The sequence below is a fragment of the Devosia sp. YR412 genome, from assembly GCF_900110945.1.
Taxonomy (GTDB): Bacteria; Pseudomonadota; Alphaproteobacteria; order Rhizobiales; family Devosiaceae; genus Devosia.
The window spans coordinates 469,439-496,390 of the sequence record NZ_FOFL01000002.1; the positions used below are offsets into that span (position 1 = coordinate 469,439).

Consider the following 26,952-nt stretch of genomic DNA (forward strand, 5'->3'; position numbering starts at 1 on the left):
GCCGCAGGAGCCCTCTTTGCCCTTCCCCAATATCGATCCCATCGCCTTCGCCATCGGCCCCTTTGCGGTGCGCTGGTATGCCCTGGGCTATCTGTTCGGCGTGGGTCTCGGCGCCGGCTATGGCTACCTGCTGCTGGCCAATAGCCGCCTGTGGCACAAGGGCGAGCCGCCCTTTGCCGCCAAGGACATCTGGGATTTCGCCTTCTGGACTATGTTGGCCATCGTGATCGGTGGCCGCGTCGGCTATGTGCTGTTCTACAACCTGCCCTATTACCTGGCCAATCCGACCGAGATCATCAATACGCTCGACGGCGGCATGAGCTATCACGGCGGCATGCTGGGCCTTATGCTGGCCGTCGTGCTGTTCACCTGGAAGAAGGGCACCGGAAACTGGCTCAGTGGCCTCGACATGATCGCCTCGGTCGCCACTATCGGCATTTTCCTGGTCCGCATTGCCAATTTCATCAATGCCGAACTCTATGGCGCGCCGACCACCCTGCCCTGGGGCGTGATCTTCCCGACCGACGAGCTGGGCGTGCCGCGCCACCCCAGCCAGCTGTATGAAGCAGCGCTCGAAGGCTTCCTGCTGTTTGTCGTCATCCGCATCTTCACCCATGTCTTCTACGCACTGCGCCGCCCAGGCATGGTCGCGGGCATTTTCGGCATCGGCTATGGGTTGAGCCGCATCGCGGTGGAATTCGTCCGACTGCCAGATAGCCAGATTGGCTACCTTATGGGGACGACATGGCTCACCATGGGCATGGTGCTGTCGGTGCCGCTGGTGGTGGCTGGGCTGGGCCTGGTGATCTGGGCGATGACGCGCAAACAAAGCCTGTTGCGGACGCCAGCATGACTGAAACCACCCCCACCCTGCCCGAACTGATCGACATGCAGATCCGAACCAGCGGACCAATGTCGATCGCCTTCTATATGGGCCTCTGCCTGACCCACCCGTCCAAGGGTTATTACAAGGTGGCCGATCCCCTCGGCAAAGCCGGCGACTTCGTCACCGCGCCGGAAATCAGCCAGATGTTCGGCGAACTGGTCGGCTTCTTCCTGGTCAATCTCTGGCAGCAGATGGGCAGCCCCAAGGATTTCACCCTGCTCGAGCTCGGCCCCGGCCGCGGCACGCTGATGGCCGACGTGTTGCGCGTCGCCTGCCGTGCCGAAGGCCTTCGCGAAGGACTGGACCTGCGGCTGTTCGAAACCAATCCCGCGCTGATCGCCGAGCAGAATGCGCGGCTGGAAGCCTATGGCGCCAAGTGGATCGACAGTTTCGAAAAGGTCGGCCCCGGCCCGCTGGTCGTCATCTCCAATGAATTCTTCGATGCCCTGCCGATCCGCCAGTTCGTTCGGATGGGCGACGGCTGGCACGAGCGCATGGTCGGGCTGTCCGATGGCAAGCGCAGCTTCGGGCTCAATCCGACGCCGATCCCAACCAGCGCCATGCCGGAAGCCGTGGCCAAGGCCGAACCCAACAGCGTGTTCGAGATCGGCCTCGCCAGCGGCGAAGTGATGAAGCGGCTGGCCAATGTGGTCTCGACGCAGGGCGGCGCCATTCTCGCGGTGGACTATGGCTATGCCCGCACCCAGACCGGGGAAACCCTGCAGGGCGTGCGCAAGCATGCCTTTGCCGATGTGCTGGATGCGCCGGGCGAAACCGACCTGTCGGCGCATGTCGACTTCGAGGCCTTGGGCAATCTCGCGACCCAGGCCGGTCTGGCCTTGCAGCCGCTTGCAACGCAGGGCGAATGGCTGACGCGGATGGGCATCAATGATCGCGCCAAGGCGCTGAGCGTTGCCAATCCCGGTTCGGCCAGCGATATCGCCGCGGCCAGACAGCGCCTGGTCGATGCGGACCAGATGGGCAAACTGTTCAAGGTGTTCTGCGCCGCCAGCCCCGGCCTCGAGCCCCCCGGATTTGCCTGATGAGCACGCCCCACCTGCAATCTGGTCTTTTCAGCGACACCGGCGTGGTCCGCCACGGCTATTTTGGCCGGCAGGGCGGCGTCTCTGCTGGTGAGTTCGGCAGCCTCAATGTGTCGCTGACCACCGGCGACGACGTTGAAAACGTCACGGCCAACCGCGCCATCGTCGCCGATGCCATGGCCGGCGGACCGCTGGTTATCCTCAAGCAGGTGCATTCCAACCGCGTCGTCACCGTCGAAGCCGGCACCCTGCCCGATGCGAGCATCGAGGCTGACGCACTGGTCACCCGGCGCGCCGATGTGCTGCTGGGTGTGCTGACGGCAGATTGCGCGCCGCTGCTTTTCATCGACCATCATGCCGGCGTCATCGGCGCCGCCCATGCCGGTTGGAAGGGTGCCGTCACCGGCATCGTCGAAAACACCCTGCGCGCCATGGAAGCGCTGGGCGCCCAGTGCCGGCGCATTGCCATGGATATCGGCCCCACCATCAGCGGCGACAAATACGAAGTCGGCCCCGCTTTCATGGCTGAAGCCGTGGCCATCAATCCTGCCGCAGCCGAGGCCTTTTTCACCCCAGAGGGTGGCCGCGAACACTTCGACCTGCCGCGCTTTCTGCTCAATGACGCCCTACGGGCCGGGCTAACCCAGGTCGATATGCGCAAGGCTTGCACCTATGCCGACCCGGACCGTTTCTTCTCGCATCGCTATGCCACCCACCACGCCACGAGGACCGGCCGGCAGGTTGCGGTGATCGGACTGGCATAAAACTTTTACTGTTCATCCAATTGTCGCGTTGCGAGTCCCGAAATGACTCGCTAAAGCTGCCCGCGAAACTGAAGGGTCCCCTCCCCCGGGCCCGTTGAGACAGGATCGCGCCCATGAAGCTGGTGACCGGCAATTCGAACCGGGCCCTTGCCCAGGCTGTGGCCGCCTACCTCGAACTCCCGTTGAGTGATGCCACCGTCAAGCGCTTCGCCGACAAGGAAGTGTTTGTCGAGTTGCATGAGAATGTCCGCGGCGAGGATGTGTTCATCCTGCAGTCGACCAGTTTCCCGGCCAATGACAACCTGATGGAACTGCTGATCCTGACGGACGCGCTGCGTCGCTCCTCGGCCCGCCGCATCACCGCAGTGATCCCCTATTTCGGCTATGCCCGCCAGGATCGTCGCGCCACTGGCCGCACCCCGATCTCGGCCAAGCTGGTGGCCAATCTGATCGCCGAAGCCGGCGTCAACCGCGTCATCACGCTCGACCTGCATGCCGCCCAGATCCAGGGCTTTTTCGATATTCCGACCGACAACCTCTATGCTGCGCCGATCATCACCCGCGACATCCTGGATAACTACAAGCTCGACAACACCATGATCGTCTCGCCCGACGTCGGCGGCGTGGCCCGCGCCCGCGCCGTGGCGCAGCGTCTCGGCACCGATCTGGCCATCGTCGACAAGCGCCGCCCCAAGGCCGGCGTATCCGAAGTGATGAACATCATCGGCGATGTGTCCGGCCAGTCCTGTATCCTGATCGACGACATCGTCGACTCGGGCGGCACGCTGGTCAATGCGGCCGAGGCGCTGCTCAAGGCCGGCGCCAAGCAGGTTTCGGCCTATATCACCCATGGCGTGCTGTCCGAAGGCGCCGCCGAGCGCATCGCGGCAAGCAAGCTCAAGGAACTGGTGGTCACCGACTCGATCGAAGAAACCGCCGCCACTTTGGCAGCGCCGAACATCCGCCGCATCAACATCGCCCCGCTGATCGGCGAAGCGATCGCGCGGACCGCGAGCGAGCAGAGCGTATCAAGCTTATTCGACTAAGGGCCTGTCGAAATTGCCGCCTCTCGCGCGACATAGGGTTGAACCTCTATGTTGCCCTGAAGGAGAGACGCGATGAAATACCTGCTGATGCTCTACGCCGAAGAGAAAGCCGGGCTGGCCATTCCGCCCGAGCAGATGGCTGGCTTCATGGCCAAGATGGCCGCCTATCAAGAGACGCTGGAAAAAGCCGGCGCCTTTGTCGCCACAGCGGCGCTGCAGCCGACCTTCGAGGCCAAGACGATCTCCAATGCGGGTGAACTCAAGGTGCATGACGGCCCCTATGCCGACACGCGCGAGCAGTTCGGCGGCTATTTCATTATCGAAGCAGACGGCATGGACGAGGCAGTGGACTTCGCCGCGCAATGCCCGGCGGCCACCTGGGGCAAGATCGAAATCCGGCCCTATCATCCCGGCTACGCGCCCGGCTGACGAATTCTTTCGACCAAAAGTCGAAAGCCGCACCGGCCCGGCGACATTGCAGCATCGGAGCTAAGGCTCCCCAGCACGCAAGGAGAGCAAGATGCGCTACATGATGATCATCCACCACGATGCCGACGCCCTGGCCAAGGCGCCGCAGCAGGAGCTCTGGGCCGATTACGCCGCCTTCAACCAGGCGCTGGCCAAAGCCGGCGCAGGCTTTTCCAGCGGCTTGCGCCTGCACGAGGCCAAGGGCGCGACGGTGGTGCGCAGTAAGGCCGGCAAGACAGAGGTGCTGGACGGCCCTTATGCGGACACGCGCGAACAGCTCGCCGGCTACTATTTCATCGACGTGCCGACGCTGGAGCAGGCAGTGGAATGGGCCAATCGTTGCCCCAGCGCGAAATATGGTGCGGTGGAAATCCGGCCGATTGTCGAGCAGACCGCGTCGTGACCGCAGACGCCAGACAGGCTGCCGAGCAGGTCGCCCGCGACAGCTATGGGCGCCTGCTGGCCTTTCTCGCTGCCCGCACCCGCGACGTGGCGGGTGCTGAAGACGCGCTGGCGGAAGCCTTTGCCAGCGCGCTCAAATCCTGGCCGGAGACCGGCGTGCCAGCCAATCCCGACGCCTGGCTGCTGACCGTCGCCCGCCGCCGCCAGACCGATACGATCCGGCGCCGGCAGACCCGGGTGGCCGGGGAGGAGCATATCCAGCTGATGAGCGAAGAAATCGAAGCGGCCTCTGCCAGTCCCGATGTCATTCCCGACCGCCGCCTGGCGCTGATGTTCGCCTGCGCCCATCCCGACGTCGAGGCCGGCATGCGGGCGCCGCTGATCCTGCAGACCATTCTCGGCATGACGGCAGTGGACATTGCCGCCGCCTTCCTCATTCCGCCCGCCACCATGGGCCAGCGCCTGGTGCGCGCCAAGGCGCGCATTAGGGACAATGGCATTCCCTTTGCCATTCCCGAGCGCGAAGACCTCGCCGCCCGGCTCGACGCGGTGCTGGAGGCGATCTATGCCGCCTATGCCAAAGGCTGGACCGAGCTGGGCGATACCAGCGCCGACCGCATGGCCGATGAAGCGATCTGGCTTGGCCGGCTGGTCGTCTCGCTGCTGCCCGAGGAGCCCGAGGCCAAGGGCATGCTGGCGCTGATGCTTTATGCCGAAGCCCGCCGCGAGGCGCGTCGCGACCCGACCGGCGCCTATGTGCCGCTAGAAAGCCAGGACATTACGCTGTGGGACGAGCCGCAGATCCTTGCCGCAGAATCGCTGCTGCACCATGCCAATGCCGCCGGCCCGACCGGTCGCTACCAGATCGAAGCCGCCATCCAGTCTGCCCATATCGCCCGTTGCGTCAGCGGAAAGAACAATTGGCAATCGGTGGTCGCGCTCTACGACGTGCTGCTGGCGCTCACCCAATCCCCCGTCGTCACGCTCAACCGCGCTGCGGCTCTGGCCGAAACGCTTGGACCGAAGGCAGCATTGGCCAGCCTCGACAGCATAGCCGACGACAAGCGCATGGCCGACTACCAGCCTTATTGGGCGGCCCGTGGACACCTGGCGGCACGGGCCGGGCGGAAGGAAGACGCCCACGAAGCATTGACGCTGGCCATTGGCCTTTCGACAGACGATGCCGTGCGGCATTATCTGATGGCGCAGCGGGTCCGACTGCAGGACGGTTAGGCCCTTCCCGCTTGCCCCCCGCACGCCTTTCCGCTATAGCCCGCGCCATGAAGCGCTCGTCACCCCTGGAGGACGGGCGCGTATGCTGTTGTAGTGACGCATACACCAACCAGAATGGATATTTCCATGGCTGCGACGACTAAGGTGCTCAGTGCACAGGCGCGTGAAGGGGTAGGCAAGGGGGCCGCTCGTGAACTGCGTCGTCAGGGACTCGTTCCTGCTGTTATCTATGGTGACAAGAAAGAACCCGTCACCATCTCCCTCCCCTACAAGGACATCCACAAGGCGATCTACGCCGGTGGCTTCCTGTCGCACACCATCGAACTCGATGTTGACGGCACCAAGCACAAGGTGATCCCGCGCGATTACCAGCTCGACCCGGTGAAGGATTTCCCGATCCACGTCGACTTCCTGCGCATTGGCAAGGGCTCCAAGATCAACGTCCAGGTTCCGGTTCACTTCGAAAACGAAGAAGCCAGCCCGGGCCTGAAGCGCGGTGGTACGCTCAACATCGTGCACCACACGCTCGACCTGACCGTTTCGGCCGATAACATCCCCGAAGCCATCGTGGTCGACCTGACCGGTCTCGACATCGGCGATAGCGTCCACATCTCGGCGATCAAGCTGCCCAAGGGCACTGCTGATCACAGCCACGAAGACGACCTGACGATCGCAACCATCGTTGCTCCGTCGGCTCTGAAGTCGGCTGGCGATGCCGGTGAAGAAGGCGAAGAAGCCGCTGCTGAGGGCGAAGCCAAGGCCGAGTAATCTCGCCCGCTTGCATGCTAAAGTTTGAGGCGACCTTCGGGTCGCCTCTTTCGTTTCTGGAGATGCGTGATGAAACTGCTTGTGGGCCTGGGCAATCCCGGCGGCCAGTATGAGGGCAATCGCCACAATATCGGCTTCATGGCGCTCGACGCCATCGCCCGCGAATATTCCATTACCCAGTTTCGCGCCAAGCATTCGGGCCTTTTGGCCGAAGGCAGCATTGGCGGCGAGAAGGTGATCCTGCTCAAGCCGCAGACCTTCATGAACCGCTCGGGCGACAGCGTCCAGCAGGTCGCCAAATTCTTCAAGATCGAACCTGCGGACGTGATCGTCCTCTATGACGAGCTCGACCTCGTGGCCGGCAAGGTGCGCGTCAAGGTCGGCGGCGGCAATGGCGGGCACAATGGCCTGCGCTCGATCGATCCGCAGATCGGGCTCAACTACAAGCGCGTCCGCCTCGGCATCGGCCATCCCGGCAAGGAAAACGTCACCCACCATGTGCTGGGCGATTTTGCCAAGGCCGATCAGGTTTGGTTGGCGCCGCTGCTCGATGCGATCGCCAAAAACGTCGGCATGCTGCTGAGCGGCGATGATGCCGGCTTCATGAACAAGCTGGCGCTGGCCACCAAGCCGGAGGCCGAGGAAAAGCCGGCGCCCAAGGCGCAGAGCCATATCCGGCAGGCGCGGTAGACAAGTCCGAAGGTAGAAGTGCCCAAGAGCGGGCCGATGGCGGATATGCTCAAGAAGCTCTTGGGCGGAGAGTAGCGGCCGCGCCGGAGCGCAGCCGCCTGCTCAAATCACGCCGCGCTGACGCGCCACACCGCATCGCCGACATCGTCCACCGCAAGCAGCGCGCCGTCCTTGGCCACCGCAACGCCGACCGGGCGCCCATGTGAGGTCTTTTCATCGGGGGCGAGGAAGCCGCCGAGGATGTCGATCCCCTGCCCGCTAGGCTTGCCGTCGGTGAAGGGCACGAGGATCACCTTGTAGCCAGAGAGCTTGCTGCGGTTCCACGAACCATGCTGGCCGATGACCATGCCGCCGGGCAGGCCGGGGAGCGTTTTCTCGGGCAACCAGCAGAGGCCGAGCGAGGCCGTGTGGCCGCCGAGCGCGTAATCTGGCTGGATGGCCCGTGCCACCAGCGCTGTATCCTGCGGCACGCGATCGTCCACGGTCTGGCCCCAATAGCTGAACGGCCAGCCATAAAAGCCGCCATCCTTGACCGAGGTCAGGTAATCGGGCGGGGTTTCGTCGCCGAGGCCATCGCGCTCGTTGACCACGGTCCAGAGCTCCCTGGTCTGCGGCTGCCAGGCCATGCCGACCGGATTGCGAAGGCCGGTGGCGAAGGGGCGGTTCTGGCCGGTGGCGAGGTCGAGCTCATAAATGGCGGCGCGGCCTTCTTCGGCCTCGAGACCATCGTCGCCGATATTGCTGAGCGAGCCGATGGCGACATAGATCTTGCTGCCGTCTTCGCTGGCGATCAGATTGCGCGTCCAGTGCCCGCCGGGCTTCATATCCATCAGCTTGCGGCCGGGCGCAGTGATCTTGGTCTGGCCCGTCTCATAGGGGAAGGCCACAACGCTGTCGGTATTGCCGATGTAAAGCGTCGAGCCAATGAGCACCATGCCGAAGGGCTGGTTGAGGCCAGACATGAACACTTCGCGCAGCTCCGGCACGCCATCGCCATCGGCGTCGCGCAGGATGGTGATCTGGTTGGCGCTGGGGCGCGTCGCGCCGGCGCGGCTCATCACCCGGTTCATTGCATAGTCGCGAATGGTCGAGACCGTGCCCGGCAGCGAGGCGGATTCAGCGACCAGCACGTCGCCATTGGGCAGCACATAGGCCCAGCGCGGGTGCTTGAGGCCCAAGGCAAAAGGCGTGACCTTGAGGCCAGGTGCGACGGAAGGCTTTTCGCCGTCTTTCCAGCCCATTGCCGTTGGCATTTTCAGCATGGGCATGGCGCCCTGCGGCTTGGCGGCCGGAATGGCCGGCGTGGCGCCGAAGGCCTGGGCAAACGAACCCATGTGGCGGCCGCGATAATAATACCAGGCGGCAGCAGCAGCGGCGACCAGTACGACAAGAACAATAATGACGGCCACAGCGCGCCTCCCAAACACTTGAATGGCAGAGGTAATAGGATGCTGGGGCCCATCCGGCAAGGTGCCCATGCCCCGGCCAGCATTGACATCCGGCCCGATCCGAACCAAGTGGAGGCCAACAGTTTCCGGAGCATCCCCATGGGTTTCAAGATGGGCATTGTCGGCCTGCCGAATGTCGGCAAGTCGACCCTTTTCAACGCACTGACGCGCACCGCCGCGGCAGCAGCAGCCAATTTCCCCTTCTGCACTATCGAGCCCAATGTCGGCGACGTGCCGGTGCCCGATGCGCGGCTGCAAAATCTCGCCACCATCGGCAAGTCGGTCAACGTGCTGCCGGCCCGCATGAGCTTTGTCGATATCGCCGGTCTGGTGAAGGGCGCATCGAAGGGCGAAGGCCTGGGCAACCAATTCCTCGCCAATATCCGCGAATGCGACGCCATCGCCTATGTGCTGCGCTGCTTTGAAGACGGCAATATCATCCACGTCGCCAACAAGGTCGATCCGCTGGCAGATGCCGAAGTGGTCGAGACCGAACTGATGCTGGCCGACCTCGAAAGCCTCGAGAAGCGCCGCACCGGCGTCGAAAAGAAGGCCAAGGGCAATGACAAGGACGCCAAGATCACGCTCGACCTGATCGACCGTTCGCTGGTCCTGCTGCGCGAAGGCAAGTCGGCGCGCTTCGTCGAGCGCTCGGCCGAGGAAGAAAAGAGCTTCCAGGAACTGCAGCTGCTGACGTCGAAGCCCGTGCTCTATGTCTGCAATGTCGACGAAGGCTCGGCCGAAAACGGCAATGCCATGAGCAAGCTGGTCGAGAAATACGCTCACGACAATGGCGCCGGCGTGGTCATTATCTCCGCCGAGATCGAAAGCCAGCTGGCCCAGTTGCCCGATGCCGAACAGGCCGAATATCTTGAAAGCCTCGGCCTGCACGAAGCCGGCCTCAACCGGCTGATCCGCGAGGCCTATGACCTGTTGGGCCTGCAGACCTATTTCACCGTCGGCCCCAAAGAAACCCGCGCCTGGACCATCCACAAGGGCGACAAGGCTCCCGCCGCCGCCGGCGTCATCCACTCCGATTTCGAGCGCGGCTTCATCCGCGCCCAGACCATCGGCTATGAGGACTTCGTGAGCCTGGGTGGTGAAGTCGCCGCCAAGGAAGCCGGCAAGGCCCGCGACGAAGGCAAGGAATATGTCGTCAAGGACGGCGACGTGATGCTGTTCAAGTTTAATACTTAGCGTCGGCGGCCTGTGGCCGCAAATCCGCTCCAGTGGCGCGAATTTAGACCTCAAGGCCCGAAGAGCTATGCTCGCAGGTCCCGGACGTACCGCACACCCGATCTCCCCACCACCTTGCGGCCGTTGCGCAATCTCAAGATGGATCCCGGCTCAAGGCCGGGATGACACCGTGGGTGCGGCACCTTTGTGCCCACAAATATCCTCACCCGCCCTTCGGGCACCCTCTCCCGCAAGGGGAGAGGGGAGAAGCCTAGTGCGGCCCCATTGCCGCTTCCTGCAGCGTGCCACAGGGTCCACCGTCCATGTTGACCGCGATCTCCCGCGCTGCCCCGTCAAAGCTCATGGCTTCGTACCAGTGGCTGATCTCTTTCGTGCTCCCCGGGATATAGTGGAAAATCAGTGAGCGGCGGAAGCGGTCCTGGCTGGTATTGGGCGTCGAACCGTGGATGACGCTGCCGTTGAAGAATAGTACGTCGCCGGCCTTGAGCTGCATCATTTCGGGTTCAAGGCCTTCGGGCGGCTCGACATGTTCGGTGGTGAAGAACAGCGCCGGATCGGCCTGTTCGGGGCAGGCGATGTCGAGCATCGCCGTCTGCGGCACGCACATCATGCCGCCATTCTCCGCATCGGCATCGTCCACCGCGATCCAGGCCGCCATGCAGGTGCCCGGTTTCACCCGCAGGTAGAAATTGTCCTGGTGTAGGTCCTGCCCGCGGGCGCCCGGCGGCTTGAAATAGAACATCGACTGCACGGCAAACGGCTCCTCGCCGAAGAGATCCGCCAGGATGGGACGAAGGCGCGGATCCAGCATGAAGCGCATGGCCAATTGGCCGACCGCTTTGTCGGCATGCTTGTGCGGATGCATCATGCGCGGATAGCGCGCCAGCGGGTCATTGGCGGAGCCGCTCCTTGGCACGTCCGACAGACCGGGCACCGGACCATCGGCCGCTGCCGCCATGTAGGTCGCGCGGATTTCGGCGATCTCCTCGGGCGAGATCAGCCCGCGGATCGCCAGAAATCCGTCGCGCTCGAACTGGCTGGCTTGCGCCTGGTTGAGATAGTCATGTGTCATGTGAAAGCTCCCGTTTGATCGAAAGCTAGGCGGATTGTGGCGGCACGGCCATGGAACAAGCTGCCAAAGATATGTAATATCCTGCTATGCCTGAGATCACCGAAGCTCCGTATCAAGCCCTCCAGCGCCTGCTGACCGGACATTTCCGTGAGACATTGGGCTATCGCGCGCTGCGCAAACAGGGCGTCGACGACTGGCTACTAATTCACACGATCGAAGGCCGCGGCCGCTTCGGGCACCCAAAGGGCGACCTGATCGTCGGGCCGGGCGACTGGGTCCTGCTCAAACCCGGTACGGCGCATGACTATGGCGTCGAGGCCTCGCTTGAACGTTGGGAATTACTCTGGGCGCACTTCCAACCGCGCAGCGACTGGCTCGACTGGTTGAACTGGCCTGCCGTCGCCCCCGGCCTGCTGCATCTGCATATCGCGGACGATGGGGCGCTGGCGCAGCAGTTCGCAACCGTACACGCCCAGCTCAACAGTCCGCATCGTCGGAACGAGGCTTTGGCCATGCATGCGCTGGAAGCTGTGTTGCTGAGCTGCGACCAACACAATCCGCGCGCTGAAATCCGCCAAGGAGACGCTCGCATTCAGAGGGCGCTGGACCATATCGACCGGCACCTGTCGGAAAAACTGTTGATCGACGACATCGCCGCCGCGATCGGCCTCTCGCCGTCGCGGCTGGCGCATCTGTTCCGGGCGGAAACCGGACAGACCGTGCAGAGCCATACAGAAACCCGGCGCATGCAGCTTGCCACCGACCTGCTGCGCCGCACCGGTTTTCCCATCAAGCAGATCGCTGCCCAATGCGGCTTCGAGAGCCAGTTCTACTTCTCGCAGCGCTTCCGGCGTTTTGCCGGACTATCGCCGCTGGCCTTCAGACAGGCGCGAGACTAGCGGCTGGTCCCCGCGAGGATCGCCTCGACCACCTGCGTCAGGGGGCGCCTGGCGTCCACCCGCATTCCGACCGCCGGCGTGTCTTCCCCGCTGGCCTGGACGCGTAGCACGAGAGCCCGCTCTTCCGGCTGCGAGCCCCATTCATCCACCCGGCCGAGCAGCCGCCGTTCGAGCGTTGCAGGATCGACCTCCAGCACGAAGACGTCATCCAGCAGGTCGATGAAGCGGTGGAAATTCCGCGAGCCGCCGCAGAAGAAGGAGACCGGGTGGCTGTGATCGGCGATTACCGCCCTGACCTTGGCCAGGTCCCATATGTGATGCTGCTGCAGAAAGGCGAGGTCCCCGGCATAGCGCTGGGAGGTGTCGTTATCCAGCGGCGCGCCCGTTTCCGGATCGCCCTGATAGGCCAGCACGCGATCGCCATGCACGACATGATAGCCACGCCGTTCAAGCTCCTCGGCCACCGAGGTCTTGCCGGTTCCGGAAACGCCCTCGATGAGATAATTCCTGATCCCCACGCTGCCGCCCCTCCTTAGTCGCCGATCGTATCTCGCCGCATCTGGCTCGGCGTCATGCCATATGCATTGCGGAAGTGCTCGTAGAACTGCGTCTGGCTGACGAATCCGGCCTGGAAGGCCACATTGGCGATCGATAGCGAACCGTCAAACAGCAGCGATCGCGCACGGATCAGCCGCATCCGTGTGACGAATTTCTGCACCGAGATATGCATCACCTTGGTGAAGAGGTTGGTCGCGTAATTGGGATGGAGGCCCACCACTTTGGCGATGTCCTCGGCGCTGAGCGGATCAGTGATATTCTCAACGATGTGGCGCACCATGCGCACCACATAGCGCACCGGCGAGCCGGTTCGGGTGCGGGTCCCGGTCTTTTCCACCCACGCCGGCAGCAGCGTGTCCCAGCCGGTGATGGCGGCGCGGCGAAACATCGTGCCGATTTCGGAGCGCACGATATCGGTGCGCAGCGCATTGCCGCTGCGATAATCCTGGTGCCAGCGCTCCAGCGTTTCGAGACCGATACAGTCCGGATTGAGCTGGATGACGCCACCGCCCATCAGCGTTTCGGTCAACCGGCCCAGTTGTGGCATTTCGAGAAAGGCGTCCATCGGCAGGTAGATATTGATCTGCCGGCCGTCACCAATGTCACTGAGCCCCACGGTCTGATGCGGTATGCCGGCCCAGAAAGCCACCAGGCGGCCGGACCCCATGGTCGCCGGCCCGCCGTCAAACACATAATCCATGCTTCCGTCGGTGAGCCAATTGAACTCGATATGGCCGTGGCTATGCGGCGCCGCCATCAGCTGGGGCGGAAAGGAGCGAATGCCGAAGCGCCCGAAAGCCTTGCCCGACGAATAAAAACTGCGGTCCGGACGCGGCGTCGGGCGCGGCGCTTTTTCGCGCATCGGCAGCGCTATGGGCGCTTTTTCATCAATCATACTTATCCGTCAATTTCTTAGAAAACCGGAATAAGTCTCTATCATCCCGGATTGTATCAAATCTGGCAAGCGATAGGCTTTTGGCTTGAGCACGGGATGAAGCCGGGAGGAGTGTCCGGTTATGGCAAGCAATGCCGGCCCGCTGCCATGGGAGGTTTTATGAAACGACACACTTTTGCCCTTGGCGGGGCAGGATTGATGCTGGGCATTTCGCTGATTGCCGCGCAGGCACAGACCGTAGCGCCCACCACGCCGCCGGCGCCACCACAGTTTGACGCGCAGCAGACGCCGACCTTTGTCGGCATTGCCGACATTCTCGAATTCAAGGCGCTGCCGGAATATCACGAGCCCGATTATGTGAGGGCCTTCGTCGATGCCGGCAAGCTGCCGCCGGTTGCCGAGCGCCTGCCCAAGGAACCGCTGGTCTACAAGACTGGCAACATGCCTGACGGCACTGGCGTCTATGGCGACGTTATCCGCCACGTCATCGGCGGCCGTCCCGAAGGCTGGAACTATAGCGCCGGCCAGACGCAGGGCTGGGGCGGCATCGACATCGGCCTCTCCGAATGCCTGACGCGCACCGGCCCGCTGTTCCAGGTCAAGGCCGAGGAACTGGCGCCGCTGCCGAACCTCGCCAAGAGCTGGGAATGGTCCGAAGACGGCCATGAGCTGACCATGCACCTCATCGAAGGCGCCAAGTGGTCCGACGGCGACCCCTTCGATGCCGAAGACATCATGTTCTACTGGAACGATGTACTGATCGACCCGCAGGTCACCCCGCTCAACGGCGCCTCGCCCGAAACCTTCGGTGAAGGCACCACGCTCGAGCAGGTCGACGCCTACACCATCAAGTGGACCTTCAAGGAAGTCCGCCCGACGCAGTATCTCTACTCCATGGCCTATGGCAATTTCTGCCCCGGTCCGAGCCATATCCTCAAGGCCGAACACCCGGCCTACAAGGATGGCGCCACCTACGACCAGTTCAAGAACGCCTTCCCGCCCGAATATCTGAACATGCCGACCATGGGTGGCTGGGCGCCGGTGGAATATCGCGCCGACGACATCATCGTGCTACGTCGCAATCCCTACTACTGGAAGGTCGACGAGAACGGCAACCAGCTGCCATACCTCGACGAAATGCAGTACCGCCTGTCGACCTGGGCCGATCGTGACGTGCAGGCCGTGGCCGGCTCGGGCGATCTGTCCAACCTCGAACAGCCGGAAAGCTTCGTCGAAGCCCTGCGCCGTTCCGCCGAGGACAGCGCTCCGGCCCGTCTGGCCTTTGGTGCCCGCACTATTTCCTACTCGATCTATCCGAACCTGTCGGCCAATGGCTGGGGTGAGCCCGATGCCCGCGGCCAGGCCGTGCGCGAGCTGAACCGCAATCTCGACTTCCGCAAGGCCATCAGTTACGCGCTGGATCGCCAGTCCCTGGGCGAAGCCCTGGTCCGTGGCCCCTTCACTTCGCCCTATGCCGGCGGCCTGATGGTCCCAACCAGCTATTATGACGACGCATCGACGGTCTACTATCCCTACTCGCTCGAGGACGCCAAGGCGCTGCTCGAACAGGCAGGCCTCGTCGATACCGACGGCAATGGCTTCGTCAACTTCCCGGCCGATGTGCAGGGCGGTGCCGACGTCGAAATCACCATGCTGTCGACCATCGACTACCAGACCGACAAGAGCCTCGCCGAAGGCGTTATCGCCCAGATGGAACGGCTTGGCCTGCGCGTCATCTCGCAGTCCCAGGCGGGCAATCAGCGCGACGCCAATGAACAGGCCGGCAAGTTCGACTGGACCCTGCGCCGCAACGACTCCGAGCTGATCACCGTGGTGCAGAACACCCAGAACCTGGCCCCCACCGGCCCGCAGATCAGCCGTGGCCACCGCGCCGGCACCGACGGGACGCAGGATCTGCTGCCCTTCGAGCAGGAGATGGTCGATACAGTCAATGCCTTCGTCGGAACTGCCGATCCGGCTGAGCGCATCGAACTGATGAAGACCTACCAGCATCTCTTCACCGAGAATGTCTATGGTATCGGCCTGACCCAGTATCCGGGCGCCCTGATCATCAACAAGCGCTTTGCCAACGTTCCTGCCGGCACCCCGATCCTGCAGTTCAACTGGGCGGAAGATGGCCTGATCCGCGAACGTCTCTACGTTCCCGAAGATGCCCAGACCACCAACGAGCTGCATCCGGATACACTGCCGGGCGCACCGGGCAAGGGCAACGGCCCGATCGCCTCGAACTAGTCAAAGCGGCGGGGGACTTCGGTCCCCCGCCACCCCAAGCGACCTCAAGAGCTACATTCGGCGTCCGCCGCGCGGTCGCAGCAGAAGCGAGCCCTTTCTATGATCCGTTTTGTCCTCTCACGCGTGCTGTCAGCGATCCCGATCCTGCTGCTGCTCAGCGTGGTGACCTTTGCCATCATCCAGGCGCCACCCGGCGACTATGGTGACTATATTCGCTCCATGGCCATGAACCAGGGCGGCGCCAGTTTCGAGGCAGCCAACGCCCAGGCCGAGGCCTATCGCGCCGCCAACGGCCTCAACGATCCACTGCCGGTGCAGTATTTCCGCTGGCTCACAGGCATCGTGACGCGATTCGATTTCGGCCATTCGCTGTATTTCAACAAACCGGTCGGCGCGGTCGTCGCCGAGCGCCTGCCCGCCACCATCCTGCTGGCGCTGACCTGCCATATCCTGGCATCGGTCATCGGCATCACCATGGGCATCGTGGCGGCGACCCGCCAGTATTCCTGGGTCGATACGCTGTTCGGCATCATCTCCTTTTTAGGCATGACGATCCCGCGTTTCCTGCTGGCCATCGTCATCCTCTACATTCTGGTCTTCCGCATGGGAGTGCAGGATGTGGGGAATTTCTTCTCCGCCCGCTATGGCGGCGCGCCCTGGAGCTGGGACAAGTTCGTCGACCTGCTCAAGCATGTCTGGCCAGTCATCGCCATCGCGACCTTTGGTGGTCTAGCCTATAATATGCGGGTGATGCGGGCCAACCTCCTCGACGTGCTCAACGCACAATATGTCGAGACCGCCCGCGCCAAGGGCCTCAGCCATAGCGCCGTGGTGATGAAGCATGCCGTGCCCAATGCGCTGCATCCGCTCGTTGCCTATCAGGGCGTGGTGCTGCCCTATATGCTGACGGGTGAAATCGAAGTCGCCATCGTCTTCGGCCTCGCTACCGTCGGTCCGGCCATCACCGGCTCGATGGCCGTTGGCGACGTCTGGGTCACCGCGACCTTCATGCTGGTCCTCGCCACCACGCTGATCATCGGCAATATCATTTCCGACATCATGCTCGCCCTGCTCGATCCCCGTATCCGGTTGGGAGACGCGTGATGCCCCGCGATACCATTGATCAATCCATCCCCCTGCCCGTCGATGCCGGCACTGCCGCCCCGACGCCGTTCACCGAACATCACGACCCTGCGCCGCAGGTCATCAACCCTCGCTTTGCCCACAACGAGAGCTATCTCGGCCTAGTCTGGCGGCGTTTCCGCCGCTCGATCATGGGCATGATCGGCCTGGTGCTGGTCGTGCTGATGCTGGTCGTGGCGATCTTTGGCGACTTCTTCGCGCCGCTCGATCCCAAGCGCGCCGAAGTCGGCTTTGCCCCGCCCGATACCATCAGCTTCAGCCGTCCTGACGGCAGTTTCTCGCTGCTGCCCATCGTCTATCCGCTGAGCGAAGACGGCGAGCTCGACCCGATCACCTTCCAGCCCATCTCCGGGCCGGACTATGACAACCCGACCGAGCTGGGTTTTTTCGTCCAGGGCTATTCCTATCACGTGCTCTGGTTCATCCCGGCCAATGTCCATTTCTTCGGCGCCACCGACCCCACCAAGACGTTCCACCTGCTCGGCACCGACAAGTTTGGCCGCGACATTCTCTCGCGTGGCATCGTCGGCTCGCGCATCTCGCTGACCATCGCGCTGATCGTGACGGCTCTGACGACCATCGTCGGTACGCTGGTCGGCATTACCTCGGGCTATCTGGGCGGGCGCTTCGATCGCTGGACCCAGAAATTCGTCGAATTCGTGCTGGCCTTCCCGCAACTGCCGCTCTACCTGGCGCTGACCTCGCTGATCCCCATCACCGCCCCGTCTAACGTCTTCATCGCCTTCGTTATCGGCGTGATGGCGGTGCTGGGCTGGGCGCAGCTGAGCCGCGAAGTCCGGTCCAAGACGCTGTCGCTGGCCCGTATCGACTATGTGCGTGCCGCGATCGCCGTCGGCGCTGGCGACGGCCGCATCATCACGCGGCATATCCTGCCCAACGTCTTGAGCCACGTCATCGTCGCCGTGACCCTTTCGGTGCCGTCCGTCGTGCTGCTCGAAAGCTTCCTTGGCTTCCTTGGCTTTGCCGTCAAGCCGCCGCTGATCTCCTGGGGCCTGATGCTGCAGGATACCGGCGCCTTCTCCGTCATCGGCTCCTATCCCTGGATCCTCTCCCCTGTCATCTTCGTGCTGATCACCGTCTTTGCCTTCAATGCGCTGGGCGACGGATTGCGCGACGCCATCGACCCCTATTGAGGAGCGCCGCGATGATCTCCAATACCCGCCACGACCATGGCAGCCACAGCCGCGAACTGATCCTCGATGCCCGCAATATCGGGGTCGATTTCAAGGTCGAGGGCGGCGTGGTCAATGCCGTGCACGACGTCTCCTTCCAGCTGCACAAGGGCGAGACCATCGCCTTGGTGGGTGAGTCCGGCTCGGGTAAATCCGTGACGGCCCGCACGCTGATGAAGCTGCTGACCAAGCGCGCGACCATCTCCAAACAGTCCAGCATCACGCTGTCGGGCAAAGACATCATCGCCACCAGCGAAGCCAATATGCGCAAGCTGCGCGGCAATGACATTGCCATGATCTTTCAGGAGCCGATGAGCTCTCTGAACCCGGTCTACACCATCGGCCAGCAGCTCTGCGAAGTGCTGCACCTGCACAATCGCATCTCGCGCAAGGACGCCATGGCCAAGGCCGAGCAATTGCTGGAAGAGGTGCAGATCCCCGATCCCGGCGCCCGCCTGCGCCAGTATCCGCACCAGCTGTCGGGCGGCCAGCGCCAGCGCGTGATGATCGCCATGGCCCTAGCCAACCGGCCGGACGTGTTGATCGCCGACGAACCGACCACCGCGCTCGACGTGACGGTACAGGCCCAGATCCTCAACCTGATCAAGGATCTCAAGGACAAATACGGCATGGCGGTGATCCTGATCACCCATGACCTGACCGTGGTCCGCCAGTTCAGCGAATATGTCTATGTGATGCAGAACGGCCGGGTGCAGGAGCACAATGCCACCGAGGCGCTGTTCGCCAATCCGCAGCATGCTTATACCAAGCATCTCCTCGCCTCTGAGCCCAAGGGCGTCGCCCTGCCGCTCGCCGAAGGCCGCGAGACGGTGCTCGAAGGCCGCAACGTCAAGGTCAGCTTTACGCTGAAGCGTGGCGGTTTCTTCAATCCGGATTTCTTCGAGCTCAATGCCGTCGACAATCTCGACATCAAACTGCAGCGCCACGAAACCCTCGGCATCGTCGGCGAATCCGGCTCGGGCAAGACCACTTTCGGGCAGGCCTTGATCCGGCTGATCAACAACCAAGGCGGCGAGATCTTCTTCGACGGCGAGCCGATCCATGACAAGGATCGCCAGGCCATGCGGCCACTGCGATCCCGCATGCAGATCGTCTTCCAGGACCCGTTTGCGAGCCTTAATCCCCGCATGTCGATCCGCCAGATCATCGAGGAGGGCCTCGTGGTCAATGGCATCGGCGCCAATGGCCGTGAGCGGCTCGGCCGGGTGAAACAGGCGCTCAAGGATGCCGGCATGCCGGAGGGCATTCTCAACCGCTTCCCGCATGAATTTTCCGGCGGCCAGCGCCAGCGCATCGCCATCGCCCGGGCCATTGCGCTCGAGCCCGAATTCATCCTGCTCGACGAGCCCACTTCGGCGCTCGACCTTTCCGTGCAGGCCCAGATCATCGACCTGCTGCGCAAGCTGCAGGACGAAAAGGGCCTCAGCTATCTCTTCATCAGCCACGACCTGAAAGTCGTGCGCGCCCTCTGCCACCGGGTCATGGTCATGCAACATGGCAAGATCGTCGAGCAGGGGCCGGTGGCCGATGTCCTCACCAATCCCCAAACCGAATATACGGCCCGCCTGGTGCGCGCCGCATTCGACATTGCCGCCTAGGAGCATTCAGTTATGGCAAATCCAAAAATCACCTTCATCGGCGCCGGTTCGGCGGTGTTCATGAAGAATATCGTCGGCGACATCCTGCAGCGCCCGGCCCTTTCCGGCGCCACCATCCGGCTGATGGACATCAATCCGACCCGGCTGGAAGAGAGCGAGATCATCGCCAAGAAGCTGATCGCCACGCTTGGCGTTGCGGCGACCGTGGAGACCTTCTCAAACCAGCGCCAGGCGCTGGACGGCACCAATTTCGTCGTCGTCTGCTTCCAGATCGGCGGCTACGAGCCCTCGACGGTGATCGATTTCGACGTGCCGAAAAAGTACAACCTGCGCCAGACCATTGCCGATACGCTGGGCGTCGGCGGCATCATGCGCGGCTTGCGCACCGTGCCGCATCTGTGGAGCATCTGCGAGGACATGCTGCAGGTCGCCCCCGAGGCGATCATGCTGCAGTACGTCAATCCCATGGCGATAAACACCTGGGCCATTTCGGAAAAATACCCGACCATCAAGCAGGTCGGCCTCTGCCACTCGGTGCAGGGCACGGCCATGGAGTTGGCGCATGACCTCGAGATTCCCTACGAGGAAATCCGCTACAAGTCGGCCGGCATCAACCACATGGCCTTTTATCTGAAGTTCGAGCACCGCCAGCCCGACGGCAGCTATAAAGACCTCTATCCGGCCCTGCACCGCGCCTATGCCGAGGGCCGCGCCCCCAAGCCGACCTGGAACCCGCGCTGCCCCAACAAGGTGCGCTACGAGATGATGACGCGTCTGGGCTATTTCGTCACCGAAAGCTCCGAGCACTTCGCCGAATATACGCCCTATTTCATCAAGGAAGGCCGCGAGGACATCATCGAAAAGTTCGGCATCCCGCTGGATGAATATCCCAAGCGCTGCGTCGAGCAGATCGCCAAGTGGAAGAAGACCTCCGAGGACTATCGCAACGCCGACAAGATCGAGGTCAAGCAGTCCAAGGAATATGCCTCCTCCATCGTCAACTCGGTGTGGACCGGCGAGCCTTCGGTGATCTACGGCAACCTCCGCAACAATGGCGTCATCACCAACCTGCCCAACAACGCCGCTGTGGAAGTGGCGTGCCTGGTTGATGAAAACGGCCTTCAGCCGACCTTTGTTGGTGACCTGCCGCCCCAGCTGACCGCGCTGATCCGCACCAATATCAACGTGCAGGAACTGACCGTTGCGGCACTGATGACCGAGAACCGCGAGCATATCTATCATGCCGCGATGATGGACCCCCACACCGCCGCCGAGCTGGATCTGGAGCAGATCTGGAACCTCGTCGACGACCTCACCGAAGCCCATGGCAGCATGCTGCCCGAATGGGCACGCGGCTCCCGGAAGCAGCGCGTGGCGTAAGTTTCGCGGCGCATCGACCTCCCCTGCTTCCAAGGACGGCCCCGGCATCTCCCTGCCGGGGCCGTTTAGGTTTTGGGGCTTCAGCGACCGGGGGCGATGAGCGTCACATCGGGGAAATAGGTGGCGTAGCGCGAGCGATCACGCGTCAGCAGCGGCAGGCTGGCAGCGGCAGCGTGGGCGCCGATGAAGAAGTCCGGCAGGACACCGGTCTTCCGACCGCCTTGGCTTCGATAGCGACGAAAAGCTTGACCGGCCAGAAACAAACATTTGCGCGGCATGTCTTCCAGCGTTTCAGCAAGCTCATCCAGTTGGGCCATCGTATCGTAACGAGGAGCCAGCTCTGCGTAGATCGCTGCATTAATGATGAGCGGGCCCTTTAGCGACGCCTGACGCATCTGCAATTTCGACCAATCGTGCCAGACAGGGTCAGCCGTGACCAGATCGAGGATCACATTGGTGTCGACGAGGATCACTCCTCACCACGCGTCATTGCCATCATCTCATCTGTTGTAAGGCCCGGTCCGGCATGCCCGATCAGCCTGTCAAACCGGTCCGGCGGAAGTTCCTTACCTGCCGGAAGAATGACTATGTTGTTTCCATCCGCGGCAAGACTGAAGGTTACCTTGCTGCCAGGGACCAATGCCCAGATGATCCCTCACGGCCTTTGGAATGGTCACCTGTCCCTTGCTTGTCAGGGTAGCTGTCACAAGAGCCTCGGTATTACCTGCATCATGTAAGGTATTACTTCGATGACACAAGATCAAACAAGAAGGGCGCCCCGTGGGGCGCCCTTAGTCCGGGAGGACTTGCCTGAAATCGTCTAGTGGTGGCCGCCGACCACTTCGCGCAACTCTGCGACCGAGCGGACCTGCTTGCGGGCGGCGCCCTGCCAGTCGCTGGTCTTGACCGTCGACTTCGCCACGCGTTCCTTGGCGGCAGGGATGGCGTCGGCGTACTGCGGCAGCCACTGGGCCTGGGCGACGACCATTTCATCGACCATAGCCCAGACCTCGTCGGGCGTGCAGATGGCGCCGACCAGCGGGTCATGCAGCACGGCGAGCTTGAGCGTATCGAGATTGCCGGTCATCGCGGCTTCGACCGACAGGCGCTGTACCGAAATCGACACCGAGCAGGTGGCCGCAGCCGCGGTCGGCAGGGTGATGCCTTCGATCATATTGATGCCGAAGCGATCGACATAACCGGGGCTTTCGATGATGGCGTCATCGGGCAGATTGGTGATGATGCCATTGTTGCGGCGGTTGAAATGGCCGCGATAGGGCCGGCCGGTCTCGATCGCCTCGATGATGTAGCTGGCATGCTCGCTGGTCCGCTTGTGCTGGCTCAGCGGCTTGGTGGCCTGCTCCTTGAACATCGGGAAGTCGGTCTCGAACCAATTTCGGCGCTCGGTCGAATAGCGCAGATAACCGCCGGTTTCGCCGTGGATCCAGTCGCTCATGTCGATCCAGCGATTGATCTCGTTCGGACGCTTGCGATACCAGGGCAGGTATTCCGAAAGGTGGCCGTTGCTCTCGGTGGAATAGACGCCGAAGCGCTTCAGCACGTCGATGCGGACCTTTTCGGTCTTGGAATAGACCGGATGCGCCTCGAAGCCGGCGATCAGCTCTTCCTTCTCGATCTTCCGGCCTTTGGCGCGGATGTCGATATACCAGGTCTGGTGATTGATGCCCGAGCAGACATAGTCCAGCTCCTCATCCTTGACGCCAAGCACTTCGGCGATCTGATGCGCGCCATGCTGCACGCCATGGCACAGGCCGACGACATTGACGCCGCCGTACATTTCGGCCGCCCAGGTGTTCATCGCCATCGGGTTGGCATAGTTGAGGAACAGCGCGCCGGGCTCGGCCACTTCCTTGATATCCTTGCAGAAATCGAGGATCACCGGGATGTTGCGCTGGCCATAGAGAATGCCGCCGGCACAGATCGTATCGCCGACACACTGGTCGACACCGTATTTCAGCGGGATGGAAATGTCGGTCGAAAAGGCTTCGAGGCCACCGACGCGAACACAGCTCATGATGTAGCGCGCGCCAGTGATGGCCTCGCGGCGATCGGTGGTGGCCGTGACCTTGGCCGGCAGGTTGTTGGTCGAGACAATGGTCTCGATAACCTGTTTCACCATGTCGAGATTATGCGGGTTGATATCGGTCAGCGCGAATTCGCAGCCGACAAATTCGGGTACCTTGAGCAGGTCCGAAATCAGCGTCTTGGTAAAGCCGATCGAGCCTGCGCCGATCACCGTGACTTTGAATGGCATATGTTCCTCCGGGCTTCGCCTAGCGGGCGAATGCGTTAGCACATTGCTAGCGTTGAGCGCTTCGACCTGCTACAGAAAGCTTGTGCCAAACAGGGTAATTTTGTGCTCAACGACCTGCTCGACCACGGCCATGACGTCCGCGTGCTGAACCTGCCCAAGAGCGTCGTGCCGCTGCATTGCATGGCGATCAGCGCCGGCTATGAGCAGCGCAAGAACGAGGTCTATTCCTGGGACGGGCTGCAGCGCGGCATGGCGCCGTTTCTGGTTCTCCAGCATACCCTGGTCGGCGAGGGCCGGCTCGACTTTGCCGGGGTTCAACACCGACTGGTGCCGGGACAGACCATGGTGCTCTCCATGCCGCATGCCCATCGCTACTGGCTGGAGCGCGGCGGGCATTGGGAATATTTCTGGATGGTGCTCAATGGCCGCGAAGCGCTGCGGCTGGCCCGCGAGCTGATCGACGCCAATGGCCCGGTGGCCCGCCTGCCCGAGCCGGTGATCGACCGCATGGCGGCCGCTTGCCTGACGCTGATCGACAAAGCCGACATCACCTCCGGTGAAGCCTCGGCCATGGCCTATGCCACCATGGCGGCGCTGCATGATGGCGTGTTCGGCGTCAATGCGGCACCGGAAGCCAGCCTGCCCGCAGCGCTGGCCCGCGTCATCGCCCATATCGAAACCAACCTCGGCACGCCACTGCAGGTCGAACGTCTCGCCCAGATTGCCGAGATGAGCCGCGGCCATTTCGTTCGCCAGTTCAGCGCCGCCACCGGCACTGCCCCATCCGATTTCGTGCTAGAACGCCGGCTGGAGCGCATCGAGCGCCTATTGCTGGCAACCGATATGAGCGTGGTCACCATCGCCCGCGCCACCGGCTTTGCTGATGCCAACTACTTGGCCAAGGCCTTTCGCAGGAAGCGCGGCGTGGCGCCACTGGAGTTTCGCGCAGCGGGGCGGTTGGCAGCGGGGACGTGATGGCAATCTGCCTTGCCTTCCCCATCCAAAAAGCGCAAAACACCGCCGTTGACGTATAGGGCAAGCTGATGACCAATCCTGTCACCGAAAACCGTCGCCATTTCGAGGATCTTTCGGTCGGCGAGGTGATCGACCTGGGCCATGTCACCGTGAGCAAGGAGATGATCATCACCTTTGCCCGCGAGTTCGACCCATTCCCATTCCATCTCGATGAGGCCGCCGCAAAGGCGAGCCTGCTCGGCGGCCTCGCCTCGAGCGGCTGGCAGACCGGGGCGCTGAGCCTGCGCATGCTGGTCGACAGCTTTCTCAACACCGTCGCCTCGGCCGGCGGACTTGGATTTGAAAATCTCAAGTGGAAGAACCCGGTCATGGTCGGCGACACCATCGGCGGCACGGTCACCATTGCCGAGCTGCGCCGCTCGGGCAGCCATCGCCAATGGGGCATCATGACCCTCGATTTCGAAGTGCGGAACCAGAACAACGCTCCGGTGCTGACCATGCGGCTTGCCAATCTGATCGAGACGAGGGACGCGGCATGACCCGCTGGTTTGAAGACATCGTCCTGGACGAAGTGTTTGCTTTGGGCGACTACACCTTCAACGCCGACGAGATCATCCGTTTCGCCACGCTCTATGACCCGCAATATTTCCACATCGACCCGGAAGCGGCCAAGCACAGCCATTTTGGCGGCCTCGTCGCCAGCGGCTGGCATACGGTCAGCGTAGGCCATCGCAAGATGGTCGATACGCTGTTTGCCGAGGAACAACGCCTGCGCGGTCTCGGCGAGGAGCCCGGCGTTTCGGGCCCCTCCCCCGGCGTCAATTCCATGGCATTCAAGGTGCCGGTGCGGCCCGGCGATACGGTGACCTATGAGCTGGTGGTGACCGACAAGCGCGCCTCCAATTCCATTCCCGGCTGGGGCCTGCTGTTCAACAAGATCACGGCCGTCAATCAGCGCGGCGAGCTGGTCTATCGCGCCGACCTGGTCGGCTTCTCCAAGCGGCGCGACTACAAGATGCCTCTGAAGCTCAAACTGTTGCTTGCCCTCACCAAAGCGCCGCTGATCGGTCCTTTGCTCAAGCGCAGCACTTGAAAGCCCTTCGGCGCACCGGCACTCTCTGCCGCATGCGCCGAATCGCCCTCATAGCTGCAATCACCGCCCTCTCCGCCACGCCGAGCCTTGCTCAGGCCTATTCGGGCAATTGGGCTTGTCGTGACGCCACCACCGCCAAGGCGGGCATCCTGACCATTTATGGCCAGGTCTATGGCTTTGCCTCGACCGTTGTGGGCGACAAGAGCTCGGGCACCGGTACCATTACCCTCTATGATGACGGCGTCGGCTTCAACGATGGCGGGCTCAAAACCACCCGCACCATCCAGGCCGGCCGGCTGATTCCCGATCCCACCTATGGCACCGCGATCCAGTTGGAAACGCCGGATACCATCGTGATGCTCTGCACGCCGCGGTAGGCGATCCAACTTTCATTTCGCGACATTCCGCCGCGCGGGCTTGAACTTTCCGTCGTTTCAGGCATTTTGACCCTGCAGCGCCGGGCCCCTCTGGCGAGGATACCTATTGTCCTCGTGATGTCGGAGCTGCTCCAAACTTCATGGAGAAAGGTCCGGCTGATGGAACAGCTGCTTGCCGCCCTATCGGGCGATTTTTTGGGTACACCCGTCTATTTCTGGGTCGCGTTCATTGCGATCGTGATTGCTCTGCTGGTTTTCGATCTCGGCGTCCTGCACAAGGACGAACACGAGATTGGGGCCAAGGAAAGCCTGATCCTTTACGGCTTCTACGTGCTGATTGCCCTGGCCTTTGGTGGCTGGGTCTGGTGGCAGCGCGGCGCCGAAGCCGGCCTCGAATTCTATACCGGCTACCTGCTCGAACAGTCCCTTGCGATGGACAATATGTTCGTCATCGCCACGATTTTCGGCTTCCTCGCAATTCCGCGCATCTACCAGCACCGCGTGCTGTTCTGGGGCATTCTGGGCGTGATCCTGTTCCGGGCCGTGCTGATCGGTCTCGGCGCAGCACTGGTCAACGAGTTCAACTGGATCCTCTTCGGCTTCGGTGCATTCCTCGTCTTCACCGGCATTCGCATGTTCTCGCACAAGGACGAAGAGCCGAACCTTGAAGACAATAAGGTCTATCAGTTCATCTCCAAGCGCTTCCGGGTCACCAAGGAGCTCAATGGCCGCAATTTCACGGTCAGGGCTCCCGATCCAAAGACCGGCAAGATCGTCACCTGGCTGACCCCGCTGGCCGTGGCGCTGATCATGGTGGAAGTGGTCGACCTGGTGTTTGCCGTCGACTCCGTGCCGGCCGTCTTCGCCGTGACGCAGGACACCTTCATCGTCTACACCTCCAACATCTTCGCCATCCTTGGCCTGCGCTCGCTCTACTTCGCGCTTGCCGCCGCCATGAACCGCTTCCGTTACCTGCAGGTCTCGCTGGCGATCATCCTGGTGCTGGTGGGTATCAAGATCTTCCTCGTGCCGCTGCATATCCATATCGACACGCTGCTGTCGCTGGTCGTGACGCTGTCCATCCTGGCGGGCGGTATCATCTTCTCGCTCTACAAGACGCGCAACGAGCCTGATATCAGCGCTGTGGATCACCCGGAAACAGGGCAACTCGAACCCTGATCGGGAGGAGATCACGGGCCGGCGGAAACGCCGGCCCGTTTTTTATGGCAGAGCTGCTGCCAGACTCTGACAATACAGAGGACTAATCTCCCGCCA

At 62.4% G+C, this 26,952-nt stretch carries 26 protein-coding genes and 2 pseudogenes; 21 read left to right on the forward strand and 7 right to left on the reverse strand.

Features of this window, described 5'->3' with window-relative positions; all coding sequences use genetic code 11:
* Window positions 1–16: 16 nt before the first annotated feature.
* The 9 genes and pseudogenes from lgt (at window position 17) to pth (ending at window position 7,375) form a co-directional block, all read left to right on the forward strand.
* Window positions 17–853 carry a prolipoprotein diacylglyceryl transferase gene (gene lgt / locus BM045_RS08570; protein WP_244522930.1) on the forward strand — a complete coding sequence of 279 codons (837 nt, stop codon included), beginning with the start codon at window positions 17–19 and terminating at the stop codon, window positions 851–853.
* On the forward strand, window positions 850–1,929 hold the full coding sequence (locus BM045_RS08575) for a class I SAM-dependent methyltransferase (RefSeq protein WP_092182210.1): 1,080 nt from the start codon (window positions 850–852) through the stop codon (window positions 1,927–1,929). Before lgt ends, BM045_RS08575 begins: the two co-directional genes overlap by 4 nt.
* Complete coding sequence (pgeF, locus tag BM045_RS08580) at window positions 1,929–2,693, forward strand: peptidoglycan editing factor PgeF (RefSeq protein ID WP_092182212.1); 765 nt, start codon at window positions 1,929–1,931, stop codon at window positions 2,691–2,693. The genes BM045_RS08575 and pgeF overlap by 1 nt, the downstream gene beginning before the upstream one ends.
* 113 nt (window positions 2,694–2,806) lie before the next feature.
* On the forward strand, window positions 2,807–3,739 hold the full coding sequence (locus BM045_RS08585; protein ID WP_092182214.1) for a ribose-phosphate pyrophosphokinase: 933 nt from the start codon (window positions 2,807–2,809) through the stop codon (window positions 3,737–3,739).
* A gap of 72 nt (window positions 3,740–3,811) precedes the next feature.
* Complete coding sequence (locus BM045_RS08590) at window positions 3,812–4,168, forward strand: YciI family protein (protein ID WP_092182216.1); 357 nt, start codon at window positions 3,812–3,814, stop codon at window positions 4,166–4,168.
* 91 nt (window positions 4,169–4,259) lie between these two features.
* Window positions 4,260–4,610 carry a YciI family protein gene (locus BM045_RS08595; protein ID WP_092182218.1) on the forward strand — a complete coding sequence of 117 codons (351 nt, stop codon included), beginning with the start codon at window positions 4,260–4,262 and terminating at the stop codon, window positions 4,608–4,610.
* Complete coding sequence (locus BM045_RS08600; protein WP_244522931.1) at window positions 4,607–5,842, forward strand: RNA polymerase sigma factor; 1,236 nt, start codon at window positions 4,607–4,609, stop codon at window positions 5,840–5,842. The genes BM045_RS08595 and BM045_RS08600 overlap by 4 nt, the downstream gene beginning before the upstream one ends.
* A gap of 126 nt (window positions 5,843–5,968) precedes the next feature.
* The gene (locus BM045_RS08605; protein WP_092183162.1) at window positions 5,969–6,610 is read left to right on the forward strand and encodes a 50S ribosomal protein L25/general stress protein Ctc; all 642 of its coding nucleotides are present in this window, start codon (window positions 5,969–5,971) and stop codon (window positions 6,608–6,610) included.
* Between the two features lie 69 nt (window positions 6,611–6,679).
* Window positions 6,680–7,375 (forward strand): annotated as a pseudogene (gene pth, locus BM045_RS08610) (aminoacyl-tRNA hydrolase).
* A gap of 32 nt (window positions 7,376–7,407) precedes the next feature.
* On the opposite strand, the gene BM045_RS08615 reads toward pth, so the two are convergent.
* Entirely contained in the window at window positions 7,408–8,709 is a 1,302-nt protein-coding gene (locus BM045_RS08615) for a PQQ-dependent sugar dehydrogenase (protein WP_092182222.1), read from the reverse strand.
* A 138-nt stretch (window positions 8,710–8,847) separates the two neighbouring features.
* Here BM045_RS08615 and ychF point away from each other — a divergent pair, with 138 nt between their 5' ends.
* Window positions 8,848–9,945: a redox-regulated ATPase YchF gene (gene ychF / locus BM045_RS08620; protein ID WP_092183164.1), complete on the forward strand. Its 1,098-nt coding sequence runs from the start codon at window positions 8,848–8,850 to the stop codon at window positions 9,943–9,945.
* A 250-nt stretch (window positions 9,946–10,195) separates the two neighbouring features.
* On the opposite strand, the gene BM045_RS08625 is transcribed toward ychF, so the two are convergent.
* On the reverse strand, window positions 10,196–11,017 hold the full coding sequence (locus tag BM045_RS08625) for a phytanoyl-CoA dioxygenase family protein (RefSeq protein ID WP_092182224.1): 822 nt from the start codon (window positions 11,015–11,017) through the stop codon (window positions 10,196–10,198).
* Between the two features lie 86 nt (window positions 11,018–11,103).
* Here BM045_RS08625 and BM045_RS08630 point away from each other — a divergent pair, with 86 nt between their 5' ends.
* On the forward strand, window positions 11,104–11,916 hold the full coding sequence (locus BM045_RS08630; protein ID WP_092182226.1) for a helix-turn-helix domain-containing protein: 813 nt from the start codon (window positions 11,104–11,106) through the stop codon (window positions 11,914–11,916).
* Here the strand turns inward: BM045_RS08630 and BM045_RS08635 are convergent.
* Together BM045_RS08635 and BM045_RS08640 are read right to left on the reverse strand one after the other, a co-directional pair.
* Window positions 11,913–12,434: an AAA family ATPase gene (locus BM045_RS08635; RefSeq protein ID WP_092182228.1), complete on the reverse strand. Its 522-nt coding sequence runs from the start codon at window positions 12,432–12,434 to the stop codon at window positions 11,913–11,915. The genes BM045_RS08630 and BM045_RS08635 overlap by 4 nt on opposite strands.
* Before the next feature lie 14 nt (window positions 12,435–12,448).
* Complete coding sequence (locus BM045_RS08640) at window positions 12,449–13,369, reverse strand: helix-turn-helix domain-containing protein (protein ID WP_092182230.1); 921 nt, start codon at window positions 13,367–13,369, stop codon at window positions 12,449–12,451.
* Window positions 13,370–13,528: 159 nt separating this feature from the next.
* Here BM045_RS08640 and BM045_RS08645 point away from each other — a divergent pair, with 159 nt between their 5' ends.
* The 5 genes from BM045_RS08645 (at window position 13,529) to BM045_RS08665 (ending at window position 20,957) form a co-directional block, all read left to right on the forward strand.
* Window positions 13,529–15,622 carry an ABC transporter substrate-binding protein gene (locus tag BM045_RS08645; RefSeq protein WP_092182232.1) on the forward strand — a complete coding sequence of 698 codons (2,094 nt, stop codon included), beginning with the start codon at window positions 13,529–13,531 and terminating at the stop codon, window positions 15,620–15,622.
* A gap of 99 nt (window positions 15,623–15,721) precedes the next feature.
* Window positions 15,722–16,726, forward strand: coding sequence for an ABC transporter permease (locus tag BM045_RS08650; protein ID WP_092182234.1), 1,005 nt, complete (start codon window positions 15,722–15,724; stop codon window positions 16,724–16,726).
* Window positions 16,726–17,919, forward strand: a complete 1,194-nt coding sequence (locus BM045_RS08655; RefSeq protein ID WP_092182236.1) for an ABC transporter permease — start codon at window positions 16,726–16,728, stop codon at window positions 17,917–17,919. Before BM045_RS08650 ends, BM045_RS08655 begins: the two co-directional genes overlap by 1 nt.
* 11 nt (window positions 17,920–17,930) lie before the next feature.
* The gene (locus BM045_RS08660) at window positions 17,931–19,577 is read left to right on the forward strand and encodes an ABC transporter ATP-binding protein (protein ID WP_092182238.1); all 1,647 of its coding nucleotides are present in this window, start codon (window positions 17,931–17,933) and stop codon (window positions 19,575–19,577) included.
* A 12-nt stretch (window positions 19,578–19,589) separates the two neighbouring features.
* Entirely contained in the window at window positions 19,590–20,957 is a 1,368-nt protein-coding gene (locus BM045_RS08665) for an alpha-glucosidase/alpha-galactosidase (RefSeq protein WP_092182240.1), read from the forward strand.
* Between the two features lie 80 nt (window positions 20,958–21,037).
* On the opposite strand, the gene BM045_RS08670 is transcribed toward BM045_RS08665, so the two are convergent.
* The 3 genes and pseudogenes from BM045_RS08670 to BM045_RS08680 form a co-directional block, all read right to left on the reverse strand.
* Window positions 21,038–21,430 carry a type II toxin-antitoxin system VapC family toxin gene (locus BM045_RS08670; RefSeq protein ID WP_092182242.1) on the reverse strand — a complete coding sequence of 131 codons (393 nt, stop codon included), beginning with the start codon at window positions 21,428–21,430 and terminating at the stop codon, window positions 21,038–21,040.
* Window positions 21,427–21,664, reverse strand: a pseudogene (locus tag BM045_RS08675) (AbrB/MazE/SpoVT family DNA-binding domain-containing protein). The gene BM045_RS08670 and the pseudogene BM045_RS08675 overlap by 4 nt, the downstream one beginning before the upstream one ends.
* Window positions 21,665–21,777: 113 nt before the next feature.
* A complete protein-coding gene (locus tag BM045_RS08680; protein WP_092182244.1) occupies window positions 21,778–23,232 on the reverse strand; it encodes an alpha-glucosidase/alpha-galactosidase in 1,455 nt (484 codons plus the stop codon).
* Window positions 23,233–23,334: 102 nt separating this feature from the next.
* Here BM045_RS08680 and BM045_RS08685 point away from each other — a divergent pair, with 102 nt between their 5' ends.
* From BM045_RS08685 to BM045_RS08705, 5 genes are all read left to right on the forward strand, one after another.
* A complete protein-coding gene (locus BM045_RS08685) occupies window positions 23,335–24,207 on the forward strand; it encodes an AraC family transcriptional regulator (protein WP_092182246.1) in 873 nt (290 codons plus the stop codon).
* 68 nt (window positions 24,208–24,275) lie between these two features.
* Complete coding sequence (locus BM045_RS08690) at window positions 24,276–24,746, forward strand: MaoC family dehydratase (protein WP_092182248.1); 471 nt, start codon at window positions 24,276–24,278, stop codon at window positions 24,744–24,746.
* A complete protein-coding gene (locus BM045_RS08695) occupies window positions 24,743–25,300 on the forward strand; it encodes a MaoC family dehydratase (protein ID WP_092182249.1) in 558 nt (185 codons plus the stop codon). The genes BM045_RS08690 and BM045_RS08695 overlap by 4 nt, the downstream gene beginning before the upstream one ends.
* Before the next feature lie 32 nt (window positions 25,301–25,332).
* Window positions 25,333–25,677 (forward strand): hypothetical protein, encoded by a 345-nt coding sequence (locus BM045_RS08700; RefSeq protein WP_092182251.1) that lies wholly within the window; start codon window positions 25,333–25,335, stop codon window positions 25,675–25,677.
* Between the two features lie 159 nt (window positions 25,678–25,836).
* Window positions 25,837–26,856 carry a TerC family protein gene (locus BM045_RS08705; protein ID WP_092182253.1) on the forward strand — a complete coding sequence of 340 codons (1,020 nt, stop codon included), beginning with the start codon at window positions 25,837–25,839 and terminating at the stop codon, window positions 26,854–26,856.
* The last annotated feature ends 96 nt before the right edge of the window (window positions 26,857–26,952 follow it).